This is a genomic window from Streptomyces sp. NBC_00353 (genome assembly GCF_036108815.1).
GTDB lineage: Bacteria > Actinomycetota > Actinomycetes > Streptomycetales > Streptomycetaceae > Streptomyces.
This window is the reverse complement of the sequence record NZ_CP107985.1, coordinates 4,284,385-4,297,437: the sequence shown is the minus strand read 5'-3', so window position 1 is coordinate 4,297,437 and position 13,053 is coordinate 4,284,385. Positions and strand designations below refer to the sequence as shown.

Sequence of the window (13,053 nt, the reverse complement as noted above, 5' to 3'; positions counted from 1 at the left end):
CGCCTCAGCGCGTCGTGAATCCGCCGTCGACCGTCAACACGCTTCCCGTCACCTGACGCGACTCGTCCGACGCCAGCCAGAGCGCAGCGTCCGCGACATCCTGCGGCTCGACGAGTGCGTTCATCGGCTGCGCCTGGACGAACGTCTCCTCGTGCTCGGAGACCGGCACCTCCAGCGACCGGGCGATCTCCGCGAGCATCCGGCCCTCCATCGCCTCGTCGTCCCGCACCGACCCGGGGCACACCGCGTTCACCCGCACCTTGCGCGGCGCGTAGTCCAGTGCGACGGCCTTGGTCAGCCCGACGAGGCCGTGCTTGGCGGCGACGTAACCGGCGAAGTGCCGGTAGCCGACCAGGCCCGCGGTCGACGCGATGTTGACGATGGAGCCGGAGCCCTGCGCGGTCATCCGTCCGCCGACGGCCCGGATCGCCCGCCAGGCACCGCCGAGGTCCACATCGATCATCAGCTGCCACTCGGGCTCGGTGATCTCGTGTGCGGGACGACCCGAAGGGGCCGCGATCCCCGCGTTGTTGACGAGGACGTCGATCCGCCCGAAGCGCTCCTCCGCATCGTCCGCCGCCGCCTCCAGCGCGCCGAGATCCCGCACGTCCGCCTGCCGGGTCAGCACGGCGGAGCCCGCGTCGCGGCAGAGCTCCGCCGTGTACGCGAGCTGGCTCGCCGAACCCAGCGGATACGGGACGCCGGGCAGCGGACCCGCCACATCGAGAAGCACCAGATCCGCGCCCTCGCGGGCGAACGTCAGTGCGCAGGCCCTGCCGAGCCCGCGTGCCGCACCCGTGATCAGCGCGGTCCGCCCGGCCAGCCGCCCGGTTCCGCCGCTCGTCGTCATCACTCGCCCAGTTCGGCGGCGATCAGTTCCAGCAGCGCGCCCGGCCGGTCGGCCAGATACATGTGCCCGCCGTCCAGCTCGGCGACGGTCAGCTTCCCGCTCGTCGCCCACCCCCACTCGGCAGCGCCGGCCGCACCGACGAGCGTGTCCGCACGCCCGCGGACCGAGACGACGCGCACGGTCAGCGGCCGCTCGGAGGCCGGCCGGTAGCTCTCGTGCAGCTGTACGTCGGCCCGGAGCGACGGCAGCAGCAGCTCCCGCATCTCCGGGTTCTCCAGCGCCGGATGCGCGTACCCGGCGAAGCTCTTCACCCGTGCGACGAACTCGTCCTCCGGCAGCCCGCCCGCCCGGTCGGTGCGGGCGGTCCACGGACCGGGCGAGCCGCTGACGAAGAGCGCTTCGAGACGGATTCCGGGCTCGCGTTCGAGCCGGTGCGCCAGCTCGTACGCGAGTACCGCGCCCATGCTGTGCCCGAACACGGCCACCCGTCGGCCGGTGCCCCCGAGCACGGTGGTGACCTGGGCGTACGCATCGTCCACGGCCTCGGCGGCCGAGGTGTGCGCGGGCTCGGCGAACCGCTTCTCCCGGCCCGGCAGCTGCACCGGCAGGATCGTCAGCCCCGCCGGGGCCTGCCCCTGCCACGGCGTGAAGAACGACGCACCCGCCCCGGCGAAGGGCAGGCAGATCAGGACAGTCTCTTCCACGGTCTCTCTTCCGGTCTCGGGTGTACGGGAGGGTCAGCCGGACGTCACGAACGCGCCCAGGATGGCGGCCAGATACGCCGGGTCGTCCGCCCCGCACAGCTCGCGCGCCGAGTGCATGGAGAGTCCCGGCACCCCTACATCGACCGTCGCGACCCCCAGCCGGGCCGCGGTGAGCGGACCGATCGACGTACCGCACGGCATCGCGTTGTTGGAGACGAACGGCTGCCACGGCGCACCCGCCCGCTCGCACGCGGCCGCGAACACGGCCATCCCGGTGCTGTCGGTGGCGTACCGCTGATTGACGTTGACCTTGATCGTCGGCCCGCCGTTGGGCAGCGGGTGGTGGTCCGGGTCGTGCCGCTCCGCGTAGTTGGGGTGCACCGCGTGCGCCATGTCGGCGGAGACGCAGAAGGCCCCCGACACCGCCCGCGACCAGTCCTCCGAGCTGCCGCCGCGCGCGGTGACGGAGCGGCCCAGGACCCGCTCCAGCATGGGGCTCTGCGCACCCGTCTCGGAACCGCTGCCGACCTCCTCGTGGTCGAAGGCCGCCAGGACGGGGATGTACGAGGGCGGCTCGGCTCCCGTCGCCGCGCCGGCCAGGGCGGTGACGCCGGCGTGCACCGACACCAGGTTGTCCAGCCGCGACGAGACGACGAACTCCCGGTCCGCGCCCAGATATCCGGGCGGCTGGACGTCGTGCAGCATCAGGTCCCAGCCGAGCACCTCGTCCGGGTCCACCTCGGCGGCCGCCGCCACCCGGCGCAGCAGCGCACCCTCCTCGGGGGCGCCGAGCGCCCACAGGGGGGCGACATGACGCTGCCGGTCGAGCGCCAGCCCCTCGTTGACGGAGCGGTCCAGGTGGATCGCCAACTGCGGTACCCGCAGCAGCGGTTCGTCGATCTGGACGAGCCGCGACCCGGTCGTGCCGCCGGGCCCGCGCAGCGCGAGCCGCCCGGAGACGCCCAGGTCGCGGTCGAGCCAGGTGTTGAGCGGGACCCCGCCGTAGATCTCCACGGCGATCTGGCGCCAGCCCGCCGAGCCCGTGTCGGGGGTGGGCTTGATCCGCAGGTTCGGCGAGTCGGTGTGGGTGCCGACGATCCGGAACGGGGTGTGCGCCGGGGCGTCCTCGGGGACGTACCACGCGATCAGGGCGCCGCCGCGGGCGACGAAGCTGCCGCCGGTCGTGCCCGTCCAGTCGTCCGTACCGTGCAGCTCGCGGAAGCCGGCCTTCTCCAGCCGTTGGATGGCGCTCGCCACCGCGTGGTAGGGGGACGGGCTGGCCCGGATGAAGGAGAGCAGGTCGTCGGTGTGACTGCGGTGACTGGGGTGGGGGGCCGGCGTCATACGGCGTCCGCCTTTCCGCTGTTCGCTTTCGAGGGTGAGGGTGAGGGTGAGGGTGGGGGTGAGGGCTTCGGGTGTGAGGGCTTCGAGGGCGTGGGTGACGGGGACGACGGGAGCAGCAGTTCCCGGACCGGGCGGTCCGGCCGGGCGCAGAACTCTTCGAGCAGCTCGATGTACGAGCTGAGGAGCTCTTCAGCTGTCTCCCGGTTCCACAGGTCGGCGGAGTACTCCAGGAACGTCCGATAACCCTTCGTACGGTCCCGGCACGGCGCAAGCCCGAAGCACAGCTCGCTGCGTGAAAGAGGCGGTGCCAGATCCTCCACCTCGACGCCCAGACCGGGGATCTCGATGTCCGTGTCGAGGGAGTTCTGGAAGGCGAGCACATGCGGCACCCGGTCCGGCACGTCGTCGGCGCCCGCATCGCGCATCGCCTGCATGATCCGGGCCGTCGGCAGCACGTGCGCCATCGCCCCCATCGCCCCCGCCCCGGTGCGCGCCGTCAGCTCGGCACAGGTGGTCCCGAGATTGGCCGAATCCTGTCGTACGCGGACCATCACAGCCGTCGACGTCATGGCGACGAGCGATTCGAAGGCGGTGCCCTGACGGTTGGCGTACGGGACGCTCAGCAGAATGTCCGGCTCCCCGGAGAGCCTGGTCAGAAACACTCCGAGCGCCGTGGCCGCCACCGCGAACGGGGTGGTGTGAACAGCCCCGGCGAACTTCTCGACGGCCGCCCGCACCGCCCCCGACGCCCGGCCGCGGATCGTGTCGCCGAGCCCGCTGAGCTGCTCGGGCCGGGGACGGTCGGTCGGTACGGGCACCCGGGACGGCACTCCGTCGAGGTACGCGGCGCAGTACGCGGCCCGGCGGGCCTCGGTCTCCGGGTCGTCCTGGGCGCGCTGCCAGCGGGCGTACTCCGTGACCTGCGAGCCCGGCAGGTCGAGGGTGTGCGGCACGCCCTTCGCCGCCGCGGTGTACAGCGCGGCGATCTCGGCGAGCAGGAGCGACAGGGACCAGCCGTCGGCGGTGATGTGGTGCAGGACGAACATCAGCGCCCAGCGGTCCTCCTCGACGCGCAGCAGCCGCAGACCGGGAAGCGCGGGCTGCGAGAGGTCGAACGCGGTCGTGGCGGTTTGGCGGCACAACTCATCCGCCCGGGGCCGCCGTTGGCCCGGCGGCAGGCCGGTGAGGTCCTCGACGGGCAGATCGACGGGTTGCGCGGCGACGACTTCCTGCCACCAGGACGCGTTCTCCTCGACGAACCGGGTCCGCAGGGAGTGGTGCCGGGCCAGCAGCTCGGTGAGCGCGGACCGCAGCGCCGGCACGTCCAGCGCGCCGGTGAAGGTGATCCGGGTCGGGATGTTCCACAACTCGGAGTGCGGTACGGAGTGGTGTCCGGCGATCATCCGGGCCTGCTGGTCACTGACCGGCGCTCGGTCGACGATCTCGACGTCCTCCCCGGGGGGTGCGGGCTCGGGCGCGAGCTGGTCGGTCATCGCCCGCAGCGTGGCGTCGGAGAAGAAGTCCGCCATCGGATAGTCGACACCGAGCGCGTCCCGCACCCGGTTGACCAGGCGGATCGCGGTGATCGAATTGCCGCCGAGGTCGAAGAAGTTGGTCTCGGCGGGGAAGCCGCGGACGTCGAGGACGGACTCCCAGACGTCCCGGAGCGCGTCCGCGGTGGAGCGCGGTGATTCGTCCCCGGCGGCCCTTCCACATCCCGTCATCGACTCCAGCGTCCCGACCAGCTCGTCGAGATACCCGCGCGCCGTCCCCGCGTCGAACAGATCCGCGTCGTAGCGCAGCCGCAGCCGCAGGCCCGATGCGGTACGCGTCGCCATCAGGGCCAGTTCCAGCGGGGCGGACTCCGTCCCGGCGGGCACCTCCTCGGCCCGCAGTCCCGGCAGGTCGATCCGCGACAGCGTCTCGGTGTCCAGGTCCACCGAAACGGTGATCAGGGGGCGCGGGTTGCCCGGGTCCGGGTGCGCCCCGACGAGCAGGGCGTCCAGGTCGACCAGCTGCCGCTCGTCCGCCTCGCGCAGGGCGCGCCCGGTGGCCCGTACCGCATCGGCCGTGTCCGTACCGTCCGGCAGCGACACCCGCAGCGGCAGCAGCGCCACATGGAAGCCGACCGTGTCCCGGGTCTCGGGGGTGCGCCGCCCGAAGGTGGACCCGAGCACGAACTCGTCCTGCCCCGACCGCCCGCGCAGCACCAGCTGCCACGCCGTGCACAGCGTCGCGAACAGTGTGGCGCCCTGTTCCCCGCTCCACTCCTGCCACCGCACGGTCCGCTCCTGGTCGACCCGTACGGCCACCGCCCCGCCGCGCCCCGCGACCCGGCGCTCGCGCGGCCGGTCGGTGGGCAGCTCGAGCACCGGCGGCTTCTCACCCAACTGCTCGCGCCACCACGTCAGATCGGCCGGGTCCCGGGGCGGTTCCGGTGCACCGGCCGTCGTGCCGGCAGGCCGTGCGAAGACCGGCGCACGGTTCTCCACCGCCGCCCGGTACAGCTCCTCCAGGTCATTCGTCATCAGCCCCGCGGAGTGGGCGTCGGTGACGATGTGGTGCATGCCGAGCACCAGCACCTGGTCGTCGTCCGCGAGCCGGATCAGCCGGGGTGTGAACAGCGGTCCCTCGGCCAGGTCGTACCCGCGCCCGCTCTCCTCGGCGAGCGCCGCCGCGATCGTCCGGTCGGCCCCGTCGGGGGACTGCCCCCGGGCGTCCGTCACCAGGAGCGGGATGCGCAGTCCGGGCCTGACGACCTGGACCACGGTCTCGTCGCCGCTGCCGGCCCGGAACACGGTCCGCAGCCCGGCATGGCGGGCGACCAGCCCGTCCAGGGCGACCCGGAGGGCGGACTCGTCGAGCCGGCCGTGCAGGCGGACCGCCTGGGTCTCGTTGTACGCGGCGGAGTTGCCGAGCAGCCGGGCCGCGAGCCACAGCCGCCGCTGCGCGGAGGTGGCGGGCGCGGTGATGTCCTGTGCCTCTTGCGGCGCCTGTGCCTCTTGCGACCCTTGCGTCTCCGGCGTCTTCCGCTCCCGGGTGCGGCGCCGCAGCAGATCCAGCTGTTCCAGCCCCGCCCGCATCCGCTCCTCGGGCAGCCCGAAGTCGACGAGCGCGGCGATCTCGTCGGCCCCCGCCCTGTGCAGGGCGTCGACGAGCGGGGCGCAGCTCTCCGGGGTGCCGATCAGGGCCCGCTGGTCGCAGTACCGGTCGTACGCCCGGCGGAAGAGGTAGTCCAGGTCGTCCTCGCTCGCCGTCGCCACGTCCTCGGGGCTGCGGCCGAGCGCGGTGGCGGCCGACCTCATCAGCAGCGACGAGCGCAGATAGCGACTCATCGGCTCCAGCGCCTCGGTCCGCGCGGCAGCATGATCCGTACCGAGGTAGGTGTGGACCAGGACGGTCACCCGGCCGCCGTCCGGATCGAGTCCGCAGTCGGCGCGCACCCGCCGGTAGTGGTCGATGTTCGCGGCCAGTTCGGCCACGGTCTGGCTCATGAGGTTGGTGACGATCCCCAGCCCGCGCCGGGCCGCCTCCCCGTACGAGGAACGCTGCCCGGAGGTGGCCAGGAACATCGGCGGCTCGGCCTGCACCGGGCGGGGATGGATGCGCACGCCGATGTCGGTGCCCTCGCCCGTCCGCCGCGCGACGGACTCGCCGGCCCACAACCGGCGGACGTCGTCGAGGTGGGAGAAGGCGATCTCCCGGCGGTCCTCGAACCGGTCCGGGTGGAGGGCGAAGTCCTGCGCGTGCCAGCCGGTGGCGCAGCCGATGCCGACCCGCCCGCCGGACAGGTTGTCGACGACCGACCACTCCTCGGCGACCCGGATCGGGTCGTGCAGCGGCAGGACGACCGAGCCCGCGTTGATCCTGATCCGCTCGGTCTCACGGGCGAGGACGGCGGCGAGTACGGCCGGGTTGGGGAAGAGGCCGCCGAAGGAGTGGAAGTGCCGCTCGGGCAGCCAGACGGAGCTGAAGCCGCGCTCGTCGGCGAAGCGGGCGGTCTCGATGACGTTGTCGTACGCCTTGGCCGTGTCCGCGGTCTCCGGGTAGTCGCCGAAGAAGTAGACGCCGAGGTCGGGGGCGGGGCGGGTGCGCGGTGCCGGCAGCGGCCGGGCGGGCCGCTTCGCCGACGGGAAGAAGCCGCCGTCGCGCAGCTCGCGCAGCGAACCCTCCACGGCGGCGGCGACCGCCGCCACGTCGTCGTCGGTGTGCGCGGTGGAGAGATAGAAGCTGCGCCACTCCCAGACGTACAGACCGCGCAGCAGGAGGTGGTGGTAGAGCAGCTCCATGTCGGCGCGGTGCGTGAACCGGAACATCGAGCCGAAGTGGGCCAGTTCGAGCGGGAACTCCTCGTCCCGGAAGAAGCGGTTGAGGCGGTCGGCGAGCGCGTCGGTCCGGGCGTTCAGCCGCTCCTGGAGACCGGGGCCCTCCTCCTTGAGGTGGGTGAGCACCGCCCGCGCCGCCGCCATCGAGAGCGGGTGCTGCATATACGTACCGCCGAAGAAGGTGGTCTCGTGCGGGGGTCTGCTGTCGTCCCCGTACTGCCAGGGACCGCCGTCGACGCCGTCGAGAATGTCGGCGCGGCCCGCGATCGCGCCGATCGGGAAGCCGCTGCCGAGCGCCTTGCCATAGGTGGCCAGGTCGGGGACGACGCCGAAGTGGTGCTGGGCGCCGCGCGGGTGCGGGCGCAGACCGGTCAGCATCTCGTCGAAGAGGAGCACGATGCCACGGCGGGCGGTCAGGTCGCGCAGCGACCGCAGGAAGTCGGCCGGGCGGAGTGCGGGGTTGCGGCACTGGACGGGCTCGACGAGGACGGCCGCCACGGTGTCACCGAGCGCGTCGATGGTGTCGAGGGCATCCTGGCTGCCGTACTCCAGCACGATCAGCTCGGCGACGGCGCTCGCGGGGATGCCGCGTGAGACGGGCACGGCGCCCCGGCCGCCCGGACCACCGGGGCGGCCTAGCACGGAGTCGATGTGCCCGTGGTACGAACCGCGGAACATGACGACCTTGTCGCGCCCGGTCGCGGCCCGGGCCAGCCGGACCGCCGCCGAGTTGGCCTCCGTACCCGAGTTCGCGAACGCCACCCGCTCCATCCCCGTCACCTCGGCCAGCAGCGCGGCCACTTCACCGGTGTCGGGGGAACGGGGACCGAACCGGAGACCCTGCGAGAGATGGCGCTGTACGGCATCGGTGACGAACTCCGGCTCGTGCCCGAAGAGCAGGGCGCCGAAGCCCATGGTGATGTCGGTGTAGTCGTTGCCGTCGACATCGGTGAGCCGTGACCCGTGCGCGGACCGGGCGGCGATCGGGTACAGCATCTCCTTGGTGGCCTGGCGGAACCCGACGACGGCCCGGCTGTCGGCGAGCACCGGCCGATGCTGCTGTGCCAGCTCCTTCGAGGTGCGGGTGCGCTCGGTGAACCGCCGGACGAGGGACGCGGTGTGCGCGCGCTGAGCGGCGTCGGCGCCCGCCCCGGCCATGCCGGCGGCGGGATCCACGACGAGGCGGGGGCCGTGCTGTGCGGCAGCGGCAGCGGTGGAGGGGGAGCGGTACGGGGAGGGGGCAGCAGCGGCTGCGAGCTGCTCGGTCAGGCGTCGCGAGAGCTCTGCCGCGCGGGCCACCTCGGCGGCGGCACCGTCCGTGTGGTTCATCGGCGGTCCCCCTCGGAGGCGGTGGCCGAGATGCCGGTCAGCAGGGCCACGGCATCCGAGAGCTGGGTGAGCATCGCGGCCTGGTTACGGGCCAACTGGGCCACCTGACGGGTCAGTTCCTCCACCTCGGCGCGCGTCGCGCAGACCGGCTCCGGCTCGTCCGCCACCTGCGGTTTCGGGGCCGTACGCGTCGATATCAGGCGAGCCGTGAGCCGGGGGGTGCCCGCCTCCTCCAGTATCTCCCGTATCGCGATCTCCGTACCGAACTCGGCCTCCAACTGTCGGACCATGCCGATCAGTTGGAGGGAGTCGGCGCCCAGTCCGACGTACGTCCTGTCCGCACCGACCTCTGACGGCCGATAGCCGAGGTGGTCGGCGGTAAGCGCCAGAACCCGGTCCAGTACGGCCTGTTCGGTCATGCCATCCTCCGTTGTGCGCTCGGGTACGTACGAAGTGGTGGGGACCGGCGGCGGACCGGCCCAGTGGGACTGACGCTGGAACGGATACGTCGGCAGCGGCACCCGTCGGCCGCCGCACCCCGCGAGCAGCGCCGCCCAGTCGACGGCCACCCCCGCGCAGTGCAGCCGGGCCACCGCGTGCCGGAACGCCGATGTCGGCACGGGGGCAGCACCCGGCAGTACCCGGCGCGCCATCCCGGTCAGCGCGGCGGAGGGGCCGAGTTCGAGGAGGACCACGCCGGTGGGGCCGGTGGGTCGAGCGGATCCCGTGGACCCGACGGCCCGCAGCACCGCGTGGAAGTCGGCGGTCCGGCGTGCCTGCCTGACCAGATAGTCGGCGTCGGGCCGCCACCCCGGGTGCCGCACCGCCCCGTCGAGCCCGCTGACGAACGGCGTACGGAGCGGGAGCAGCCCGGTCTTCTCGACGGCGGTCCGCAGCTCGTCGAGGACCGGATCGAGCAGGGCGGTGTGAAAGGCCCGGTCCACGGCCAGTGGTTCGTACGCCTCTCCGCCCGCCGCCAGCAGGGCGCGCGCGGTCTCGACCGCCTCCGGGGGCCCGGCGACGACATGGTGGGCCGGCCCGTTGACCACGGCGAGTTCCAGCCCCTCGACGGCGGCCTGCAACTCGCGTACCCGCGCCTCCGGTACGAACGCCGCGAGCATCGCGCCGGTCTCCGACCGCTCCTGCATCAGCCGGCCGCGCCGGCACAGCAGCCGCATCCCATCCTCCATGCTCAGCGCCCCGGCCACGCAGAGCGCCGCGTACTCGCCGACGCTGTGCCCGGCGACCAGCGAGGGCGTGACGCCGAGCTGCTGCCAGAGGCGGGCCTGGGCGATCTGGAGGGCGAAGAGGGCGGGCTGCGCGAAGTCGGTGGTCCAGGCGGCCGGGCCGTGGCCGTGCACGACCCGGCCGAGGAAGTCGCCGTTGCCCGTCTCCTCCTCGTACACGCGGGCGCAGGAGGCGAGTAGCTCGGCCACGACGGGGAAGCGTGCGGCCGGCTCCGCGGCCATGCCCGGATATCCGCCGCCCTGCCCGCTGAAGAGGAAGACGGGCCGCTCCGGCTCCTGCTCGACGACCCCGGCGTCGTACGCGCCGCCCGGGACCGCCCCCGCCAGGAAAGCGTCCAGCCCCGCCACCGGATCCTCGGACGTCACGACCAGCCGGTGGCGCAGATGGCGTCGCCCCAGCGCGGCCGTGACCAGCAGATCGGCGGGAGCGGCCCCGGGCCCGTGTACCAGCCGCTCGCGGAACGCGCGGGCGTACGCCACCAGCGCTTCGCGGCTCGCGCCGGACAGCGGCAGCAGAGACGGAGTCTCCGAGGAAACGTTCCGCTCCCGTCCCGGGGCCCACCCCCGTTCCTTCTCCGGCACCACGGGCGCCTGCTCCAGAATCACGTGCGCATTGGTACCGCCCATCCCGATGGAGTGCACCCCGGCTCGCCGTACCTCCCCAGGCAGCGGCCACGCCGTCTCCCGCGTCGGCAGGACAAAGGGGCTCGACTCGACGGCGAGCGCCGGATTCGGCGCCCGGAAGTTCACCAGCGGAGGGACGATCCCGTGCCGCAGCACCAGGACCGCCTTGATCAGTCCGGCCAGCCCCGCCGCACTGTCGAGGTGTCCGATGGCAGGTTTGGTGGAGCCCAGCGCACAGAATCCGGTCCGGTCGGTGTGGCGGCGGAACGCCTCCGTGAGGGCGGCGAACTCGATCGGGTCGCCCTTGAACGTGCCCGTGCCGTGCGCCTCCAGGTAACCCACCGATTCCGCCGGCACTCCGGCGGACCGCAGCGCGCCCAGCACGGCATCTCGCTGCCCGGCGACACCCGGTGCGGCAAAGCCGCTCTTCGCCGCACCGTCGTTGGTGACCGACGAGCCCAGGATCACGGCGTGCACCGTGTCTCCGTCGGCGAGCGCCCGGTCCAGTGGCTTCAGCAGGACGGCGGCGACACCGTTGCCGCCGACCGTGCCGTCCGCACCCGCGTCGAAGGCCCGCACGGCACCGGTCCGGGAGAGCGTGGAACCCTTCACATGGCGGTGCCCCGTCACCTGCGGCAGATGCAGCGCCGCCGAGCCGACCAGCATCAGATCGGCGTCACCGGCGCGCAGCGCCTGACAGGCCAGATGGACGGAGACCAGCGAACTGGAACATGCCGTCGCCACATTGACCGCGGGACCGGTCAGACCGAGCCGGAACGCGGCCCGATTGGCGGTGAAATCAGGGTAGTTGCCTACCTGGACCTGTTTGACGGTCATCCAGTCGCCGGACCGTGCCTCCGCGGCCAGGTTCTCGGCGAGATAGCTGTGCAGGGAGTAGAGGCGGTAACCGGCGCTCCCGTACACCCCTGTCCGTATCGACTCGTCGCGACCGGCGTAGCCGCCGTCCTCCAGGGCGTGGAAGCAGCACTCCAGGAAGAGCCGCTGCTGCGGATCGGTGAGCGCCGCCTCGCGCCCGCTCATCCCGAAGAACCCGGCGTCGAACCCGTCGATGCCGTCGTGCCCGTTGCCGCCCAACAGCGCCGACGCCCCGACGAACCCCGCCGCCCCGTACTCCGCCTCCGGTATCCCGGCGGCGGCGAACTCGGCCCCGGTGAACCGGCGTACGTGCGAGACGCCCGCCCGGATGTCGCGCCAGTACTGCTCGAGGGTGTCAGCTCCCGGGAACCTCAGCGCCATCCCGATCACCGCGATGCGGTTCTCGTTCCCCCGCTCCTGCTCCGGCTCCCTCGCCGTCTCCACCACCGCGCTTCTCTCCCCTCCGCAGCCCCGCCACCCGGAGCAGGAACGCCACCGCGACCACCATCGCAGCGCCATGGGACCATCCGACGACCGTCAGCGGGCTGTAGCGGTCAAGTGCCGCTGCGACAAGGATCATTCCGACGCCGAAGCCAAGATTCTCGAACGTCGCGGAGAGCCCGAACGCATGCCCGCGCAGATCGGCGGAGAGCGTCTGCAGATGCGAGGTGTACGAGACCTCTGTGAGCCCGTCGGCCGCTCCCGCGACCAGTGCGATCACTCCCGTCGCCACCAACGGGAACCCCGCGAACGCGAGGATGAACGCCCCGGACATCACGATCGTGCCGTAACCGAAGCCCAGCGCACCCACCGATCGGCCGGTGCGCTTCGCGTACCGCTGGATCACCTGTTGCGCGAGGACGTTCCCCAGCGCCCACAGGCACCAGAAGGCGCTGACGAACACGGCCGGGCGCGAGGCGTCGAGCTCGGTGGAGTAGATCGGCAGCGCGGCGTTGTGGGACGACGAACCGAACGCGTCCACCCCGCGCAGCGCCACCATCAGGCCGAGACCGGGCGCGGCGGCCAGCGCGACGAACGCGACGGGCATCCGCCGCCGCCCCGCCTTCTCCGCGGCCGCCGCACCCTGTTCGGCGCGCCCGCCGGAATCCCCCTCCGAATCCGGCGGAGCGCTCTTCCCTCTGCCTCCGCCCGCGATCGGCAGCAGTGCCACCGTCACGGCACAGATCGCAAAGGTGGCCATGTCCACCACGAACGCGGCGGTGTAACCGACCAGCGACACGACCACACCGGCCGACGCGAAGCCGGCCACCATCGCCAGCGAACGCCCGGTAATGGAAAGGGAGTTCGCCCAGCCGCGCCGGTCGGTGCCCACCATCTCGGGAATGGAACTGCGCAGCGACACCATGAAGAGCGTGCCGCAGGAACCGACCACCACCGAGACGGCCACCAGTGCGGCCGTCCGCAGCCCGTCCGGTGCAAAGACCAGCAGCAGCATCACCGCCGCCTGTGCCACATTCGTCCAGAGCATCACGGTCTTGGCGGTGAAGCGCGCGAGCAGCGTGCCGGCCGTCAGACCGGCGGCAAAGCCGGACCCCAGCCGCACCGCCATGAACAGCCCCATGGCGATCGCCCGGCCCGTCGTCTCATAGACGAACAGATTGAGCGCCACCATATTCAGGAAGGTGCCGTACGAAGAGATGGCGTATCCGGCGACGAGGAATCGATAACGCCGTTCGCCGAGCGCCGTGCGGTCCGGTCCGTCGTCGGAATGGCTGTCGGTCTGGTCGATGCCG

Annotated in this window: 6 protein-coding genes; all 6 read right to left on the bottom strand. The window is 72.5% G+C overall.

Annotation, left to right across the window (positions count from 1 at the left end; genetic code table 11):
• Positions 1-4 precede the first annotated feature (4 nt).
• The 6 genes from OHA88_RS19305 to OHA88_RS19280 are packed head-to-tail and all read right to left on the bottom strand — an operon-like array spanning position 5 to position 12,932.
• On the bottom strand, positions 5-850 hold the full coding sequence (locus OHA88_RS19305) for an SDR family oxidoreductase (protein WP_328629735.1): 846 nt from the start codon (positions 848-850) through the stop codon (positions 5-7).
• Positions 850-1,554, bottom strand: a complete 705-nt coding sequence (locus OHA88_RS19300) for a thioesterase II family protein (RefSeq protein ID WP_328626438.1) — start codon at positions 1,552-1,554, stop codon at positions 850-852. The genes OHA88_RS19305 and OHA88_RS19300 overlap by 1 nt, the downstream gene beginning before the upstream one ends.
• Before the next feature lie 33 nt (positions 1,555-1,587).
• Positions 1,588-2,898: a M18 family aminopeptidase gene (locus OHA88_RS19295; RefSeq protein WP_328626437.1), complete on the bottom strand. Its 1,311-nt coding sequence runs from the start codon at positions 2,896-2,898 to the stop codon at positions 1,588-1,590.
• Complete coding sequence (locus tag OHA88_RS19290; protein ID WP_328626436.1) at positions 2,895-8,552, bottom strand: MupA/Atu3671 family FMN-dependent luciferase-like monooxygenase; 5,658 nt, start codon at positions 8,550-8,552, stop codon at positions 2,895-2,897. Before OHA88_RS19290 ends, OHA88_RS19295 begins: the two co-directional genes overlap by 4 nt.
• A complete protein-coding gene (locus OHA88_RS19285; protein WP_328626435.1) occupies positions 8,549-11,743 on the bottom strand; it encodes a type I polyketide synthase in 3,195 nt (1,064 codons plus the stop codon). Before OHA88_RS19285 ends, OHA88_RS19290 begins: the two co-directional genes overlap by 4 nt.
• Entirely contained in the window at positions 11,655-12,932 is a 1,278-nt protein-coding gene (locus OHA88_RS19280) for an MFS transporter (RefSeq protein WP_443044378.1), read from the bottom strand. The genes OHA88_RS19285 and OHA88_RS19280 overlap by 89 nt, the downstream gene beginning before the upstream one ends.
• Between the last annotated feature and the right edge of the window lie 121 nt (positions 12,933-13,053).